This is a genomic window from Luteibacter sp. TLI7-4A (genome assembly GCF_056754745.1).
This window is the reverse complement of the sequence record NZ_JBPGWO010000001.1, coordinates 3,748,474-3,766,071: the sequence shown is the minus strand read 5'-3', so window position 1 is coordinate 3,766,071 and position 17,598 is coordinate 3,748,474. Positions and strand designations below refer to the sequence as shown.

The 17,598-nt window shown below is 66.7% G+C and carries 15 protein-coding genes; 9 read left to right on the top strand and 6 right to left on the bottom strand.

Going from position 1 to position 17,598, the window contains the following annotated elements; translation table 11 throughout:
• Window positions 1-388 precede the first annotated feature (388 nt).
• The 9 genes from ACR9Y6_RS16475 (at window position 389) to ilvN (ending at window position 11,104) form a co-directional block, all read left to right on the top strand.
• Window positions 389-1,618 carry a 2-isopropylmalate synthase gene (locus ACR9Y6_RS16475; protein WP_306848950.1) on the top strand — a complete coding sequence of 410 codons (1,230 nt, stop codon included), beginning with the start codon at window positions 389-391 and terminating at the stop codon, window positions 1,616-1,618.
• Between the two features lie 10 nt (window positions 1,619-1,628).
• A complete protein-coding gene (locus ACR9Y6_RS16470; protein ID WP_429198851.1) occupies window positions 1,629-2,576 on the top strand; it encodes a branched-chain amino acid transaminase in 948 nt (315 codons plus the stop codon).
• Entirely contained in the window at window positions 2,573-3,988 is a 1,416-nt protein-coding gene (gene leuC, locus ACR9Y6_RS16465) for a 3-isopropylmalate dehydratase large subunit (protein WP_481282264.1), read from the top strand. The genes ACR9Y6_RS16470 and leuC overlap by 4 nt, the downstream gene beginning before the upstream one ends.
• The gene (gene leuD / locus ACR9Y6_RS16460) at window positions 3,985-4,581 is read left to right on the top strand and encodes a 3-isopropylmalate dehydratase small subunit (RefSeq protein WP_481282263.1); all 597 of its coding nucleotides are present in this window, start codon (window positions 3,985-3,987) and stop codon (window positions 4,579-4,581) included. Before leuC ends, leuD begins: the two co-directional genes overlap by 4 nt.
• Window positions 4,578-5,642: a 3-isopropylmalate dehydrogenase gene (gene leuB / locus ACR9Y6_RS16455; protein WP_481282262.1), complete on the top strand. Its 1,065-nt coding sequence runs from the start codon at window positions 4,578-4,580 to the stop codon at window positions 5,640-5,642. Before leuD ends, leuB begins: the two co-directional genes overlap by 4 nt.
• Complete coding sequence (ilvD, locus tag ACR9Y6_RS16450) at window positions 5,639-7,399, top strand: dihydroxy-acid dehydratase (RefSeq protein ID WP_481282261.1); 1,761 nt, start codon at window positions 5,639-5,641, stop codon at window positions 7,397-7,399. Before leuB ends, ilvD begins: the two co-directional genes overlap by 4 nt.
• 46 nt (window positions 7,400-7,445) lie before the next feature.
• Window positions 7,446-8,465, top strand: a complete 1,020-nt coding sequence (gene ilvC, locus ACR9Y6_RS16445) for a ketol-acid reductoisomerase (protein WP_481282260.1) — start codon at window positions 7,446-7,448, stop codon at window positions 8,463-8,465.
• Window positions 8,466-8,822: 357 nt separating this feature from the next.
• Entirely contained in the window at window positions 8,823-10,619 is a 1,797-nt protein-coding gene (ilvB, locus tag ACR9Y6_RS16440) for a biosynthetic-type acetolactate synthase large subunit (protein WP_481282746.1), read from the top strand.
• A gap of 2 nt (window positions 10,620-10,621) precedes the next feature.
• Window positions 10,622-11,104: an acetolactate synthase small subunit gene (gene ilvN, locus ACR9Y6_RS16435; protein ID WP_481282259.1), complete on the top strand. Its 483-nt coding sequence runs from the start codon at window positions 10,622-10,624 to the stop codon at window positions 11,102-11,104.
• A gap of 45 nt (window positions 11,105-11,149) precedes the next feature.
• On the opposite strand, the gene ACR9Y6_RS16430 is transcribed toward ilvN, so the two are convergent.
• Genes ACR9Y6_RS16430 through ACR9Y6_RS16405 form a run of 6 tightly spaced genes read right to left on the bottom strand, consistent with a single transcriptional unit; the run spans window position 11,150 to window position 17,560 of the window.
• The gene (locus ACR9Y6_RS16430; RefSeq protein ID WP_481282258.1) at window positions 11,150-11,818 is read right to left on the bottom strand and encodes a hypothetical protein; all 669 of its coding nucleotides are present in this window, start codon (window positions 11,816-11,818) and stop codon (window positions 11,150-11,152) included.
• A gap of 31 nt (window positions 11,819-11,849) precedes the next feature.
• Window positions 11,850-12,497, bottom strand: a complete 648-nt coding sequence (locus ACR9Y6_RS16425; protein ID WP_481282257.1) for a DUF1120 domain-containing protein — start codon at window positions 12,495-12,497, stop codon at window positions 11,850-11,852.
• A 24-nt stretch (window positions 12,498-12,521) separates the two neighbouring features.
• Complete coding sequence (locus ACR9Y6_RS16420) at window positions 12,522-13,706, bottom strand: DUF1120 domain-containing protein (RefSeq protein ID WP_481282256.1); 1,185 nt, start codon at window positions 13,704-13,706, stop codon at window positions 12,522-12,524.
• Window positions 13,703-16,201 carry a fimbria/pilus outer membrane usher protein gene (locus ACR9Y6_RS16415; protein WP_481282255.1) on the bottom strand — a complete coding sequence of 833 codons (2,499 nt, stop codon included), beginning with the start codon at window positions 16,199-16,201 and terminating at the stop codon, window positions 13,703-13,705. Before ACR9Y6_RS16415 ends, ACR9Y6_RS16420 begins: the two co-directional genes overlap by 4 nt.
• A gap of 16 nt (window positions 16,202-16,217) precedes the next feature.
• On the bottom strand, window positions 16,218-16,919 hold the full coding sequence (locus ACR9Y6_RS16410; protein WP_481282254.1) for a fimbria/pilus chaperone family protein: 702 nt from the start codon (window positions 16,917-16,919) through the stop codon (window positions 16,218-16,220).
• Window positions 16,919-17,560, bottom strand: a complete 642-nt coding sequence (locus ACR9Y6_RS16405) for a hypothetical protein (protein WP_481282253.1) — start codon at window positions 17,558-17,560, stop codon at window positions 16,919-16,921. Before ACR9Y6_RS16405 ends, ACR9Y6_RS16410 begins: the two co-directional genes overlap by 1 nt.
• Window positions 17,561-17,598 lie beyond the last annotated feature (38 nt).

Here is a 17,598-nt window from a genome sequence, read left to right as displayed (position 1 = left end):
CCAGTTGACCTGATCCCAATTTCCAAGCGCCACGGGCGGCAAAACCACCGTCTCGGGCGTCTAGCCGTCCAAATGTCCTAGGAATAAAGTTTCTTCCGAAAGTGTTGACACGCTCCAACGACCTGACATACGGTCGACTACATGACGCAGCGCAACACCCATGGCCGCTTTGCCCTGAACCGACTTACGTCGGTCGGCGGCAAGCTGCGTCCCGGCAGCGGCCTCCTTCTTCTTAGCCTTGTACTTATTACCTGCGGAGGTGCGGGCTGAGGGCAAGTGTCCAGGTGAAACAAGAAAGAACCTGAAGACTCCCAAAGAACCCCGCACCCGGTAACGGATGCGGGGTTTTTTATTGCCCGGCCCGCCTCATTCACGAGCGGAGCCAGACATGAATCCAGCAAACCAGGGCAGCACCGACGCCGTCGAAAGCGACGTAGGCGGGCGCGTGCGCATCTTCGACACCACCTTGCGTGACGGCGAGCAGGCCCCCGGCTTCTCGATGGACCGTCGCGCCAAGATGCGCATGGCGCATGCCCTGGAGGAATTGGGCGTCGACATCATCGAGGCCGGCTTTCCGCAAGCCTCGCCCGACGATTTCGCCGCGGTGGCAGAGATCGCGAGGACGTTGAAGACACCCACGATCGCCGCGCTGGCCCGATGTCAGAATGCCGACATAGACAGCGCGGGCAAGGCCCTGCAAGGCGCCAGGCACTCACGGATCCACCTGTTCCTCTCGACCTCTCCCCTGCATCGCGAACACAAGCTGGGCAAGAGCAAGCAAGAAGTCATCGATATCGCCGCCGCCGCGATATACAGGGCCAAGGCCCTCGCCCACGAAGTCGAATTCTCCGCCGAAGACGCCCTGCGTACCGAGCCGGAATACCTCGCCGAGATCTTCTCGGTCGCCGTCGAAGCCGGCGCCAGCGTGCTCAACGCGCCCGACACCGTCGGTTATGTCACCCCCTCCGAAATCACCGAGATGTTCCAGTACCTGCGCAAGCATGTGCGCGGGGCGGACAAGGTCGTGTTCTCGGCGCATTGCCACGACGACCTCGGCATGGCCGTGGCGAACAGCCTGGCCGCCGTCGGCGCCGGCGCGCGCCAGGTGGAGTGCACGATCAATGGCATCGGCGAGCGCGCGGGCAATGCGGCGCTGGAGGAAGTGGTGATGGCGCTGCACACGCGCCGGCCGCTGTTCCGCGTGGACACCGGTATCGTCACCCGGCACCTGTACCCCACCTCGCGCCTGCTCGCCGAGGTGACCGGTCAGCCGGTGCCACGCAACAAGGCCATCGTCGGCGACAACGCGTTCGCGCATGAGTCGGGCATCCACCAGCACGGCATGCTCAAGCACCGCGGCACCTACGAAATCATGCGGCCCCAGGACGTGGGCGCGAAGACGTCACTGGTCCTGGGCAAGCACTCCGGACGCCACGCGCTGCGCCAGCGCCTGGTCGAGCTCGGCCACGAGGTCGACGAGCCGACGCTCGACGCCGTCTTCGAAAGCTTCAAAACCCTGACAGACAAGCAGCGCTCGATCACCAACGATGACATCACGACGCTGATGGACATGCATCGAAACACCACCCGGACCGCGGCCGTCGCGGTCGAGTCCTGAAGGAGAACCCATGGAAGCCCCGACCCATCTCTGGCACAACGGTCGCATCAAGACCTGGGCCGACGCCACCGTCCACGTCGGCGCGCATGCGCTGCACTATGGTTCCTCCGTGTTCGAGGGCGTGCGGGTATACGCCACGCCCGACGGCCCGCGCTACTTCCGCCTGGAAGAGCACACCGAGCGCCTGTTCCATTCCGCGCGCGTGTACGACCTGGTGATGCCATACGACGCCGCCACGATCAATCGCGCCTGCCGCGAAGTCATCGTCGCCAACGGGCTCACCTCCGCCTACGTGCGCCCGATCGTCTTCCGCAGCGGCTTCACCTTCAGCCTCGCGCCTTCGCTGGACACGGCGGTGGACGTGGCTGTCATCGCCCTGCCCTGGGGCGCCTACCACGGCGCCGAGGCGATCGAGAAAGGCGTCGACGTGTGCGTGTCCTCGTGGAACCGTGCCGCGCCGAACACCTACCCGAGCGGCGCGAAGGCCGGCGGCAATTATCTCAATAGCCAGCTGATCGCCCGTGAAGCGATCAATGGCGGCTTCGCGGAAGGCATCGCGCTGGGAACCGACGGCTTGTTGAGCGAAGGCGCGGGCGAGAACCTGTTCATCGTGCGCAAGGGCGTCATCTACACGCCGCCGGCCGCCTCGTCGATCCTGTGCGGGATCACCCGCGATTCCGTGCTGACGCTGGCCCGCGAGCGCGGCTACGACGTGGTGGAGCAGTCGCTGCCACGCGAGATGCTGTATTTCGCCGACGAGGTCTTCATGACCGGTACCGCCGCGGAAGTGACCGCCGTGCGTTCGGTCGACCGCAAGCCCGTGGGCAGTGGCCGCCCGGGACCGGTCACCCGCCAGTTGCAGGAGGATTTCTTCGGCCTGTTCGACGGCCGTACGGAAGACCGTTGGGGCTGGCTCACGCCCGTCGAAGACGCCGTCGCCGGGAGGGTCGCGGCATGAGCGCACGTACCCTGTTCGACAAGCTGTGGGACGCGCACCAGGTGCGCGCGGAGACCGAGACCACGCCCGGCGTGCTGTACATCGACCTGCACATGGTCCACGAGGTCACGTCGCCGCAGGCCTTCGACGAACTGCGCAACCGCGGCCTGAAGGTGCGCCGCCCCGACCGCACGCTGGCCACCCTGGACCACTCGACACCCACCCTGCCGCCGGACGCGCAAGGCAAGCGTCCGTACTACACGAAGGAAGCCGAGGCGCAGGTCGCCAAACTGGAAGCGAACGTGCGCGAGTTCGGCATCGACCTGATGGGCTGGGATAGCCCGCAGCGCGGCATCGTGCACGTGGCGGGCCCCGAGGTCGGCGCGACCCAACCCGGCATGACCATCGTCTGCGGCGACAGCCACACGGCCACGCACGGGGCCTTCGGCGCGCTGGCCTTCGGCATCGGCACCACCGAGGTCGGACACGTGCTGGCCACGCAGTGCCTGCTCCAGCGCAAGCCGAAATCCTTCGCCATCCATGTCGACGGAAGGCTGCAGGCCGGGGTCACGGCGAAGGACCTGATCCTGCACGTCATCGGCAAGATCGGTATCGGCGGCGGCACGGGCCACGTGCTCGAGTACACCGGCGAGGCGATCCGCGCGCTGTCGATGGAAGAGCGCATGACGGTGTGCAACATGTCGATCGAAGCGGGCGCGCGCGCCGGGTTGATCGCGCCGGACGAAACCACTTTCGCCTGGCTGGAAGGACGCGACCGCGTACCGAAGGGCGAGGCCTGGGACCGCGCCGTCGCCTACTGGCGCACCCTGCCCACGGACGAAGGCGCCACGTACGACCGCGAAGTCCGCATCGACGCGTCGGCGATCCAGCCATCGGTGACCTACGGCACGCATCCCGGCATGGTCGTCGGCATCCACGCGCCCGTTCCCGCCGCCGCGGACGCGGTGGAACAGCGCGCGCTCGACTACATGCAGGTGACGGCGGGCAAGCCGATGGCGGGCGAAAGCGTCGATGTCGTCTTCATCGGCAGCTGCACCAATGGGCGCCTGTCCGACCTGCGCGCGGCCGCGGGAATCATGCGTGGCCGCCGTGTCGCCGCCGGCGTGCGCATGCTGGTGGTGCCCGGTTCCGAGCAGGTGCGACGCGATGCGGAAAGCGAAGGCCTGCACGAGGTCTTCCGCGCCGCCGGTGCCGAGTGGCGCCAGTCGGGCTGCTCCATGTGCATCGCCATGAACGGCGACCTCGCCCAGCCGGGCCAGCTCGTCGTCGCCACCAGCAACCGCAACTTCGAGGGCCGCCAGGGCAAGGGCGCACGCACCGTGCTGGCCAGCCCCCTGGTCGCCGCCGCCTCGGCCATCGCCGGGCGCGTCGCCGATCCTCGCGAATACATGAACCAGGAAGTCGCCGCATGAGCCAGACCAGCCGCCCGCTCGCCTACGTGCATTCACGCACCGCGGTGTTGCGCAACGAAAACATCGACACCGACCGGATCATCCCCGCGCGTTTCCTCACCACGACCGAACGCACCGGCCTGGGCAAGCATTGCTTCGAGGACTGGCGCTACGCCGCCGACGGCAGTGACGACCCCGCGTTCCCGCTGAACCAGCCAAAGGCCCGCGGATGCGCGATCCTCGTCGCCGGCCGCAACTTCGGCTGCGGGTCCTCGCGCGAGCACGCACCCTGGGCACTGCTGGACTACGGCATCCAGGCGGTGATCTCCAGCGAGATCGCGGACATCTTCCGTGGCAACTCGCTCAAGAACGGCCTGCTCGCCATCGTCGTGAGCGAAGCGGAGCACCGCTGGCTGCTCGACAACCCCGGCGTCGAACTGCGCATCGACATCGCCGAGGGCACGATCCGCCTGCCCGATGGCGGCAGCGTCCGCTTCGACCTCGATGCCTTCTCGCGCCACTGCCTGTTGAACGGCGTGGACCAGCTGGGCTTCCTGCTCCAGCAGGAAGCCGATATCGCGGCATTCGAATCCCGCATGGAGGAAGCCGCATGAAGGCCTCGATCGTCGTATTGCCCGGAGACGGCATCGGCCCGGAAGTCGCATCGGCCGGCGTCGCCGTATTGCGCCAGGTGGCCGAACGCTTCGGCCACGAGTTCACGTTCACCGAGCATGCCATCGGTGGCGACGCCATCGACCGCTTCGGCGACCCGCTGCCCGCGCAGACGCGCGAAGCGTTGATCGCCGCCGATGCCGTCCTGCTCGGCGCGGTCGGTGGACCGAAGTGGTCGGACCCGAACGCCACCGTGCGTCCGGAACAGGGCCTGCTGGCGATGCGCAAGCTGTTGGGCGTGTTCGCCAACGTACGCCCGCTGAAACTGCACCCGCGCACGGCGGCGCTGTCGCCGCTGAAGCCGGAACGCACGAAGGGTGTCGACCTGGTCTTCATCCGTGAACTCACCGGCGGCATCTATTTCGGCGCAAAGACGCGCAGCGAGACCGACGCCACCGACGAATGCCGTTACACCGTCGAGGAAATCGAACGCGTCGTGCGTCATGCCTTCGAACTGGCACGCACGCGCAAGAAGAAGGTCACCTCCGTCGACAAGGCGAACGTACTGGAAACCTCGCGCCTGTGGCGCTCGGTGGCGACGCGCGTCGCCGCGGACTACCCGGACGTGGAACTGGAACACCAACTGGTGGATTCCATGGCGATGCACCTGCTGACCCGGCCGGCCGACTACGACGTGATCGTCACCGAGAACATGTTCGGCGACATCCTCACCGACGAGGCGTCGGTGCTGGCCGGCTCGCTGGGCCTGTCCCCTTCCGCGTCGATCGGTGGGCCCGGCGCCGGCGTGTACGAACCGATCCACGGCTCGGCGCCGGACATCGCCGGCCAGTCGCTGGCCAATCCGCTCGGCACGATTCTCTCCGCCGCCATGCTGCTGCGTCATTCGCTCGGCCTGCCCGATGAAGCCGCCGTGGTCGAGGCCGCGGTGGATCACGTGCTGGAGCACGGCAACCTCACCCGCGATCTCGGCGGCAATGCCACCACGCATGCCGTGACCCGCGCCGTCCTCGACGCCTGCAACGCGAAAGCGGAGGCCGCATGAACACGAAGAAGATCCCGATCCGCACGCTGCGCAGCGATGCGATCAAGACCGGTCCGGACCGCGCGCCCGCACGCGCGATGCTGCGCGCCACCGGCCTCGACGACGACGCCATCGCACGGCCGATGGTGGCCATCGTGCATAGCTGGTCCAACGTCTCGCCGTGCAACCTCAACCTGCGCGATCTTGCCGAGGCCGCCGCCGAAGGCGTGCGCGCCGCCGGCGGCACACCGGTGGAGTTCAACACCATCGCCGTCACCGACGGCATCGCCATGGGCACGTCGGGCATGCGTTCGTCGCTGGTCAGTCGCGAGCTGATCGCCGACTCGATCGAGTTGGCCGTCGACGGGCACTGCCTGGATGCGATGGTCGTACTGTGCGGCTGCGACAAGACCATCCCCGCCGCCGCGATGGCACTGGCCCGGCTCAACATTCCCGGCGTCGCCCTGTATGGCGGCAGCATCGCGCACGGCAACCGCAACGGGTGCCCGATCACGGTGCAGGAAGTGTTCGAGGCCGTCGGTGCCCACGGCGCGGGCAAGATCGACGATGCCGAGCTGGACGATGTCGAGCGTCATGCCTGTCCCGGTGCCGGTGCCTGCGGTGGCCAGTTCACCGCCAACACGATGGCCATGGTGTTGACGACCCTGGGCCTCTCGCCCATGGGCCTCAACGACGTGCCGGCCACGGACCCCGCCAAGCGCGATGCCGCGTTCCGCTGCGGCGAACTGGCCATGGCGTGCCTGGAGGCGAACCTGCGCCCGCGCGACGTGATGAACCGCGCCGCCTTCGACAACGCCGCGCGCATGGTCGCCGCCACCGCCGGCTCCACCAATGCAGTGCTGCACCTGCTGGCCATCGCCAACGAGGCGCGCGTGCCGCTGTCGATCGAGGACTTCGAGCCGGCTTCCGCCCATACGCCGGTGATCGCCGACCTGAAGCCGGGCGGCCGTTACAGCGCGGTCGAACTCACCGCCGCCGGCGGAACGGCGATCGTCGCCCGCGAGTTGCGCAAGGCCGCCCTGATCGCCGACACGCCGACCGTCACCGGCCGCACCCTGTTCGAAGAACTGGACGCGGCACCGGCGGCCACCGAGGGCCAGCAGGTCGTCCGTCCGGTCGACAACGCGTTCAAGCCGCGCGGCGGCTACAGCATCCTCTACGGCAATCTCTCCCCGGAAGGCTGCATCCTCAAGCTCGCCGGTCACGGACGCACGAGCCATGCGGGCCCGGCACGCGTCTTCGAAAGCGAAGAGGACGCCTTCGCCGCCGTGCAGGCCGGGCGCATCCGCGCCGGCGACGTGATGGTGATCCGCAACGAAGGCCCCGCCGGCGGTCCGGGCATGCGCGAGATGCTGGCGGTGACGGCGGCGCTCGTCGGCCGGGGTCTCGGCAACGACGTGGCCCTGATCACCGATGGCCGCTTCAGCGGCGCGACGCACGGCTTCATGGTCGGCCACGTCGCGCCGGAAGCCGCGCGCGGCGGGCCGATCGGCTTGTTGCGCGAAGGCGACGCGATCTTCATCGATGCCGCCACGCGCGAACTGCGCACCGACGCCGACCTGGCCTCGCGGCGCACGGCATGGCGTCCCTCCGCACCGAAGGTGACCCGCGGCGTGCTCGCCAAGTACGCGCGCCTGGTCGGTTCGGCGGCGGAGGGCGCCGTGACCCAGGCCTTCGACGACACACCCGCTACGGCCGGCCGTGTCCGCCGCGAAATCGAAGACGAAGACATGACCCAGGAACTGATCGGCAACTGATCCCCGCTTTTATTTCGCGACACCTCTATTCCCAAGGAGACACCCCGTGACCGATATCCAAGCCACCATCGCTCCCCTGCAAAACGCCCGTATCGCCGTGCTCGGCTACGGCAGCCAGGGCCGCGCGCACGCGCTCAACCTGAAAGACTCCGGCCTCGACGTCGTCGTCGGCCTGCGTCCGGGTGGCCCCTCCTGGAGCCGCGCCTACGTGGATGGCTTCGCTGTCGCCGAGCCGGCCGATGCCGTGCGCGGCGCCGACCTGGTCGCCGTGCTCACCCCGGACATGACCCAGCCGGGCATCTACAAGGACGCCATCGAGGCGAACATGAAGCCCGGCGCGACGCTGCTGTTCGCGCACGGCTTCAACGTGCATTTCGGCCAGATCCAGCCGCGTGCGGACATCGACGTCGTGCTCGTCGCGCCCAAGGGCCCGGGTGCGCTCGTCCGCCGTGAATACGAGATCGGCCGTGGCGTGCCCTGCCTGTACGCGGTGCACCAGGACGCGACCGGCAAGGCCGCCGAGCGGGCCATGTCGTATGCGGCGGGCATCGGCGGCGCGCGCGCGATGCTGATCGAGACGGACTTCAAGGAAGAAACCGAAACCGATCTGTTCGGCGAGCAGGCCGTGCTTTGCGGAGGCGCCTCGGAGCTGGTGATCAAGGGCTTCGAGACCCTCGTCGAGGCAGGCTACCGTCCGGAGATCGCCTACTACGAGGTGATGCACGAACTGAAGCTGATCGTGGACCTCTTCTACGAAGGCGGCATCGCGCGCATGCTCGAGTTCGTTTCCGAGACGGCGCAGTACGGTGACTACACCCGCGGCCCGCGCGTGATCGACGAGGGCACCAAGGAGCGGATGAAGGCCGTCCTCAAGGATATCCAGGACGGCACCTTCGCCCGCGAATGGACGGCTGAATACAAGGCCGGCCTGCCGAACTACAAGGCCTTCAAGCAGCGCGACCTCGAACATCCGATCGAGAAGGTCGGCGCGCAGCTGCGTGCGCGCATGCCCTGGCTCGCCGCGAACCAGCCGAAGCCCGCCGTGGAACCCGCCAAGGCGGAATAGGCCCGGCAAGCCTGGAGGTCTTCAGGAAGGGTGTCGTGGGAGGGATGTTATGGGATCAGCCCTCGGTGGGATCAGCCCTGGGTGGGATCAGCCCTGTGGGAGCCGACCTTGTCGGCGATCCCGCGGCAGCGGGCCAGTTCGACGCGAGCGTCCATCGCCGCTGAAGCGGCTCCCACAACACCCCTCCCACAAGCCACCGCTTCGAAAAAAACCACCACTTCGCCAAGCGTCATTCCACCGACACCCGAAAGCACCGGTTCTTCGCTTCAAAGGAAACGACACACCGTGAACGCCCAACTGGACTCCGTCGGCGACATTCGCCGCCCCCCTTCGACCCACCCCCTGGCCGGCCAGACGATGACCGGTGCGGACATCGTCGTGCAGGTACTTGCCGACGAGGGTCTCGACGTCCTTTTCGGTTACTCCGGCGGCGCCATCCTTCCCGTGTACGACGCGGTATTTCGTTACAACGGCACCCATCCGCGCGAGGATGGCAGCGAGCCCATGCCCCTGATCGTGCCCGCCAACGAGCAGGGCGCCTGTTTCATGGCCGCTGGTTACGCGAGGGCTTCCGGCCGCGTCGGCGTCGCCCTGGTCACCTCCGGTCCCGGCGCCACCAACGCGGTCACGCCGGTGCGCGATTCCATGGCCGATTCCATTCCCGTGGTCGTCATCAGCGGCCAGGTGCCGACCGGTTCCATCGGCACCGACGCGTTCCAGGAAGCTCCCATCAGCACGATCATGGGCTCGTGCGCCAAGCACGTGTTCCTGGTGACCGATGCCTCCACGCTCGAAGCCACCCTGCGCACGGCCTTCCACATCGCACGCAGTGGCCGGCCCGGCCCCGTGGTCATCGATATACCCAAGGACGTGCAGAATACGCCCCTGGTCTTCCATGGCAGCCGGGAACTGGCCGTGCGTGGTTATCGCACGCGCCTGCACGCGGTCGAGTCCGCCACGATCGACGACCGGGCATGTGCGGCTTTCTTCGATGCCCTCGCCAAGGCGGAGCGACCCTTGATCTACGCGGGGGGAGGCATCGTTTCGGCGGGCGCCTCCTCGGCCCTGCGTGAGTTCGCGCATGCGTTCGGCGTGCCCGTGGTCACCACGCTCATGGGCATCGGCGGCTTCGACACGACCGATCCGCTGGCCCTGCACATGCTCGGCATGCATGGCGCCGCCTACGCGAACTATGCGATGGACGATTGCGATTTCGTGCTTGCCTTGGGCGCGCGCTTCGACGACCGCGTGGTCGGCGTGCCCTCGAAGTTCGCACCCGGTGCGCGCACCGTCGCGCAGATCGATATCGATCCGGCGGAGATCGGCAAGGTCAAGGCGGTGGACTGGCATCACGTGGGCGCACTGGAAGTCTCGCTGCCCCGCTTGACGGCATATGGCAAACGCGCCGGTTTCCGGCCCGACTACGCGGCGTGGCACGAGCACGTCGCGGCGCTGAAAGCCCATCACGGCATGAATTTCTGCCGTGACAGCGAAACCATCCAACCTTGCGCGGTGATCGAGGCGATCAACCGCATCACCGATGGCCGCGCCATCATCAGCACGGGCGTCGGCCAGCACCAGATGTGGGCGGCGCAGTATTTCGATTTCCGCGAGCCCCGGCACTGGCTCACCTCCGGCTCCATGGGAACGATGGGTTTCGGCCTGCCGGCCGCCATCGGTGCGCAGTTCGCGCGGCGCGACCGTGTCGTGATCGACATCGATGGCGACGCCAGCATCCGCATGAACATCGGGGAGCTGGAAACCGTCACCACCTATAACCTGCCGGTGAAGGTCGTGGTCCTGAACAACAGTGGCGACGGCATGGTGCGCCAGTGGCAGAAGCTGTTCTTCAAGGGCCGCTTCTCCGCGTCCGACAAGAGCCTGCACAAGAAGGATTTTGTCCGTGCCGCGGAGGCCGACGGCTTCGAGTGGGCGCGCCGCCTGGACGACCCGGCCATGATCGAGTCCACCATCGCCGACTTCCTGGCCTTCGATGGCCCCGCCTTCCTGGAAGTGGTGATCGACCCGGATGCCGGCGTCTATCCCATGGTCGGCCCCGGCGCGACCTATGCCGAGATGATCACCGGCGACTGGATTCCCAGCCGCGGCAGCGCACCGGTGTCGCGCACCGCCGAACCGACAGGGATGTTCTAGACATGCGCCACCTGGTTTCCCTCTTGCTGCAGAACGAAGCGGGCGCGCTGGCCCGCGTCGCGGGACTGTTCGCATCGCGTGGATACAACATCGAGTCGTTGACTGTCGCGGCAACGCACGACATGGACGCCTCCCGCCTGACCCTCGTCGTCTTCGGCGACGATGCCGTGATCGAGCAGATCGTCAAGCAGTCGGCCAAGCTCGTCGACGTGATCGAGGTGTCTCAACTGTCGGGCGAAGGTTATGTGGAGCGCGAGTTGCTGGTGGCCCATGTCGACACCCGCGACGTGGCGGCCATCGACGCGTGCCTTGGACGATTCGGAGCGCGACTCCTGCAGCGCACTGGCGACAGGTCGGTGGTCGAGTACACCGGTCGGTCGGAGGACATCGACGCCTTCCTGGACGCGCTTCGACACGCGGGCCGCATCGCCGACCACGCACGCAGCGGCATCGCGGCGATCGAATGGCCCCTGGTCGCGGCTTGACGCCACGAGCTCCGCACGACGGAGCCCGTGGCGCCACATTCCGCGTCAGAAGTACCTGATTTCAAGCCCGATGTCGCTCGCGAACGCGATCTCGCCGGAGAGGTCGAGGTCGTTCACCGGGTTGAGCCTCGGACGGACGAGCAGGTCGACGCGCAGGTTCTTGATGGTGCCTGGCGCATCCGTGCTGCCCGGGTTTTTTACGAAACCTACCGCGTAGCGTCCATTGGTGATCGGCAGGTTCTCCTGGAAGGGAGTCGACGGCCCCCAGGTGGCGTTGCCGAGATCGGTGATGCCTTCGTTCGAACCGGTGGGATAGCCTTGCAGGCTATCGATCCTGGTCGACTGCGCGTCGAACAGCAGGAACAGCTTACCGGGACTTGAGACGCCATCCTGGTCGTACATCTTGAATACTTCCGGCAACGCGGCATCGCCGCCCCTCGCTTCCGTGACCACGAAGGCGAATCGCGCCGGATTGGCGCAGTCGACCAGGGTCCTCATCTTTCGTTCGTCCAGGCTGGTCGGCTTGGACGGATCGGGGTTCAGCATTTCGCGGGTGATCGTACCCAGGTCGATCGAGCCACCACCGACGGTGACGTTGCAGGCAGCTCCCGGGACGATGCTTCCTTCGATGAGAAGGTCCGTACTTTCCGCGTTTACCGCTGTCGATGCCGCCATCGACAGCGATGCCGATACGAACAAGGTGGCCAGTTTCATGCGCTTCTCCTCTCCATGATGGAACGTGATGTCAGAAGTACCGGATCTCGAATCCGAGAGTGCCGGAGAACGTGATGTCGTCGGTCAGCGCCAGTTCGTTCAAGGGCTTGATCAACGGGTTTACGAGCAGATAGGTATCGAGGTGGCCGATGGGGCCCGGCGCATCGAAGCTGCCATCGGCCGTCACGAAGCCGATCACGATGGACGCCCTGCCGATGGGTACCGTGCTGAACGTGGACGGTCCCCATGCCGCGGTCCCGAGATCCTGGCTATCCGCACTGGTGTAGTAGGCATCGCTGCCCTCGATATGGGCCGACGCATTGTCCAGGCGCACGAACAGGCTGCCCACGGACGATGCGTTCGTCGTCGAGAAAAGCCCGAGGTCGTAAGCGTCGCCGGGTTCGTCCCGTGGCGATACGTTGGTCGACACGAGGGCGTAACGCATGGGCGTGGCGCAGTCGATATGCATCTTGACCCTGCGCACGCCGAGTTCGGTATACAACGTCGGATCGGGATTGAGCTTGTTGCGCGAGATCCGTCCGTAGTCCATTCCAGGGCCTACCGTCATCTCGCAAGCCTGGCCCGGCGTGATGCTGCCGGCGACCTGAAGGTCGACGTTCGATGCATGCGAGGAAGCGGCGAGTGACGCGAGAGCGAGTGCTGTCAAACCATGTTTCACGGAATAGATCCTTATGCAACGACTTCAGTAGATGATTTCGAAACTCACGAGGCCATCCGCCTCGATGTCTTCGCCGCGTGGAAGCACGTGCGCGGGTGCGATGTAGATTTCCGCGTCGAGCACCACGTCGAGGGTGGCCACCGCGGCAGGCTCCACCGTCGTGTGATGTGGCCTGGCGTAACCCATGCGTTCAAGCGGGGCATGACTGGCTACGGGGCTGTCGGTCGCGAGCGCCCACGAGCGCCCACCGTCGGAGGATCGCGACGCGAGCAACTCGCCTTGGCCGGATGGGGCGGTCGCACCCCAGCGAAGCACGTAGGCACCGATGTTCGCACCCGTGCGATGGGTGCCGAGCCCAAACAGCTGGTCGTCCGTATACCGCACGCCGAGACCTTCCGGCGTGGCTACCGTTCCCGCTCGCTCATCGCGCTGGACGCGCAACGCGATCGGCATGGGCGCATCGCAACGCACCTGCAACTCCCCGCGCTGCGTCGGATGGATGAGGGTGGAGGCGCCCCGGCTGTCCAGGTCGGTGGAACGAAGCGTGCCGAAGGAGATGTGCCGGACGACCTCCACGCGGCAACTTCCCGCGATCGCCTCGGCATGCACCGAAAGGTCCCGCATGGCCCCGCTCGCCGCCGCTTCCACCCGGCCCTGGGCCAGCCATTGGGTGGCGTCGCCGACATTCAGCGCGTCCGCATCGAGCCTTGCATCGATGTCGATGTAGACGCTGAATACCCGGCCGGTGGCGATGTGTCCCGCCTTCACCGGCGTAATCCCCTGTTCGGGCAACCAGGGCAACGACGCTCCCACTCGTGCCGGCGTGGCGCCGAGGCTGTCCAACTGGCCCAGGTCCACCCGCTCGCCGTCGAGCAGGCCGTCGCGCAACCGGAGCGAGAACCGGCCCCGGTCCGCGAAGCGAAATGCCTGCGCGTCCCGTGCCGTGGCCCGGAAGAACACCGTCATGTCTTCCGGTTGCGAGCAACTCACATCCAGCCTTGCCGTGCGCAACGGCAATACCAGTTCACCATCCTCCGCAGGTGCGATGGTCGCGCGGCTGAGCCGGCCGTAGTCGATCCGGGTCGTGCTCGACGTCACCTCGCAGACGGCGTCCCTGGCATAGCTGGCCGGTGCGAGTGACAGCATCCAGGCCAGGACGACTCCCCTGGCCAGGCACCTCGCCAGGAACGGGGTTCGTAGCGACATCATGGACCGAGCCCTCCCACCACACGACAAACCGCCGTGGCCGATTCGTAATACGCGCCCAGATCGACTTGCTCTTCCAACCGGAACTCCAGTTCGCAGCGCGGCAGGTCGGGTGCGCTCACCGACAGGCGTGGCGTCGCCAACGCGTTCGCGACGAATATCTGGCCACCGCCCTGCACCAGGCTGACCAGCTCGCCTTGCTCGTCCGTCACGGTGGCGCCCTCTGGCAGGCTTCGCCCATCCACCGTCATCGCGGTAAGCAGCACGCGGCGGGTCTTCGACATACCGAAGGTCAGGGAGGCGACCGCACCCCGGCCGGCTTCGACGACGGCGGCTCCGTTCTCGATATCCACGTTGCGCGGCAGCGAATCGGTGGCGACTTCGATGCTGCTCTTCCCGAACGGTGCGAGCTGCGGCAACACGGCGTAACCGCGGGCGTCGGTCCATACCGGGCCGCTCGGTGTCGAGATGCGAACGCCGGCGCTATCGCCTGCCGAGAGCACGCCGAACGTGTCGCGCACGGGATACGGCGATGCCGTCAGCCCATGCGCGTGCCACAGGACGCCGCCGCGCACCCCGATACCGTACGTCGTGCTGTTGGCGTTTCGCGTGTAGCTGCCGTCGACCTGCGCATAGCGCGGCAATAGCGACACTCCCGCGTCGAGGCTGCGACGCCGGTCGCTTGAGCGGTACTCCAACCCGGCGCGGTAGCTCGCATAGTCGCTGACCTGTTCGGAGAAGTGGGCGCCGTAACGTGTCTCGCCCGCATAACGGCGCACGGAGCTACCCACGCGGCCGCTTTCCCCGAGTGGAACGCTGACATTGAGATACACGCTATTGCCCTGCTGGCGGCGCGCGCGCCCGAGGTTCCACTCGGCGGACAGCGAAACCGATGCCCGGCCCAGGCGCGATGCCCATGAACCGAGCGCGCGGCTGGTGCCTCCGCGATTGAACAGCAGGGTTCGGGAATATCCCGCGCTGACGCTACCCAGGCGGGGATGCGACCACGATACGCTCGCCGAGGACTGGTTCCGGTAACGCGACCGCTGCGAAGCGATGTTCCTCACGACCGTCGTGTCCAGCAGGTCCCGGAATCCCCGGCTCTGCCGCGAATGGGCGAGTCCGATCGACCAGCGGCCGTCCAGTCGCTGCGACAGGGTCAGCATGCCCTGCCATCCCTTGGCGCCTTCACGCGCCGCATTCGATCCAGCCAGGTTGACGTTGAGTTGCGTGTCCCTGGCCACCGTCGCACCGACACCCAGCCCGATGGCGTGGTAGCGGGAGGCGGCCATGACGCCGGCACTCAGCGACATGTCCCGATGGAACGATCCGCTCCAGCCCCCGCTGACGACCCAGGGCGCCTCGGTGCCGCCGGTGTTGCGCAACCTCCCGAGCGCAATCGCATAGCCCGGCGCCGTGTCCAGTGCACCTGCCAGGGCTCCGCTCACCGTGAATCGCTGTGCTTCGCCGTCGGTGCCGGTGACGGTGACATCGAGGTCGGAATAGCGATTGATACGAGGGATGCCGGTCAAGGTGAACGGCCCCTGTGGCACGACCGTGGAATACACGAGCACGCCGTCCTGCCTGACCTCGACGCGCGCCGGGCCCTGTGCGATCCCTTCCGCCGTCGCGCCCGCGCCCTGATGGGCCAATGCCTGCTCGCTCGTCACCTGCGCGCCCGTGAGCTGCGCACCGGACAGGGCGGGATTCACGACGTTGATTTCACCGAGCTGGACGACGGCGCGCTGTTCGGCGAACGAACGGCTGGCATAGGTGTCCAGCACCTCCATGCGCTGGCGCCCGTCGGTGGACGTGGATACCTGGCGACTGCGGACGACCCAGTCACCCGCATTGAAGCCCAGTTCGGTGTTGGCCGACCTGTAGCGGCTCGTACGCGAGCCCCAGCGACTGTCCAACCCGACGATCTCGTAATTCAACAGCGCCGCCGTGCCGCCGCGCACGTAGCCCGACAGGTCGCGTCGCCGCGTGCGCAACGCCTCGGTCGGCACCAACAGCGAGATCGTCGCCTTTGCCGGACTCAGTTCGACCTTCGACGACGGATAGATCGTCGCCAGGTCCACGCATGTCGACGCGGCTGGATCGCGGAGGGTGGGAAGTTCCGCATCCACTTCCGCCACGTCCAGCAGTTCCCGATCGATGCATAACGCACCGCGGCTATCGAAGCGTGCCTTCGCCGAACCCATGGCCTTTCCGTTGACCTCCAGGGAAACCACATGACGACCTTCCGTAAAGCGCGGAGCGCTGCGGAAGTACCTGGCGAGCTTCGGGTCGATGCCGCGAAGCTTCAACATACGCTCGTCGAACTCGATGTCGGCATCGGTGTCCCCGCCTTCGGACACGGAAGGCGGCATCGACGCCGCGTTGGCCGCCCCGGCATCGACCCGGGCGTTCGCCATGTCCGGCGCACACGCCAGCGGAAGGAGCGCCAGACGCAGCTGTGCGCCGCACAGGCGGCGCCCGGTCGTGGGCGAATTCACGAGTACAGCCTCGCACTCAGTCCGTGGCGATGGACAACGACGCGTCGTAGGAGTCCACCGCGAAGCCGTAGACGGTCGCCGGATACAACCGTACCGCCGTGGCGTTACGGGCGCTTTCGGGTAATGGCAGCGCGTGGCGGCTTCCCGGCAGCACATAACCGGCGGGAACCCGTACCGAGGCCATCATCGGCAGAACGACCACTTCCTGGCCCATGCGCACCACGTAAGGGGTGTCGTTGCGAACGACGAGCTCGCCCCGGGCGATGGTCCAGGTCAGTCCTTTCCACGGTTCCCGGTTCGGGGCCAGACCCTTGGGATGCAGGATCACCGGAAGGTTCTGGCGGATATTCACTGAAACCGTGGCACGACCCGGCTCCAGCTTGTTCTTCGGCTGCAGCCCTTCGAACACCACCCGCTTCAGACGCTGTGTCTTGAGGGGTGCGGCGTTACGCAGGATGAACCTGACGAGCTGGTTCTCACCGGGCTCCACGCGGGACACCGGAGGCGTGACGAACAACAACGGTTCGGTGTCTTCGGGAATGTCCTGCAACGTCACATGCAGGAGCGAGGGTTTCGGATCGCTGTTCCTGACATTGATCGTCGCCTCGCCCTTGTCTTCGTAGACGATGACGACGGAGGTCTCCGGCAGCATGCCGTCCGCGAAGACAGGCGCTGCCGGGAGTAACCCCGACAGCGCGACGGCAAGCATGCGGCGCATCAATAGAAGATTTCGATGGTGGCCCTTCCGGAGAGCGTCACGTCTTCGTTGACGACCGGGTCCTTCGCCAGCACGGCGTCGATCTTCAGCGGCACCGTCAGGTCGGCCAGGGCGGCCGGCTCGGTCGCGCCTGCATCGTTGGCGAAAGCGAACGCCTCGCCATCGTTATCGAATGCCACCATGCCGGTCGCTGGCGTACCCCATCCCGTGCCCCCGCCGCCGTCGGTGGACTTCAACACGTACTTCGATGTCATGGCGTCGGCGTCGATGCTCAGCTTGAAGTAGCCGTTCGGCTTGTTGCTGCCGCCCTGCTCGTTCCTGCCGAGGCTGTAGTGGTTGGCGCCGGCGGTGGAAACGCCTTCACCGGAATCGGTGGCCTTCAGGCGGAATCGTGCGGCGGTACCCTGGCAATCGATGCTCAGGCTCGCGTCCTTCGGCTCAAGCGGCAGGTCCTGGCCTGGGGTGAAATCCGAAAGCTTCACCGGATCGAGTTGCACTTCCGACGGGCCGAGGATCGACACGCTGCACGACGCCGGCGTGATCGTGCCGGATACCTTGAGTTCGGCGGTGTCGGCGGCCGTGGCGGCCAGCGGGGCCAGGAACGCCAGGGTGACGCCGGTAAACAGAGCAATATGACGCATTTCGCATGTTCTCCTTGAAGCGAGGCGGCATCGTAGTG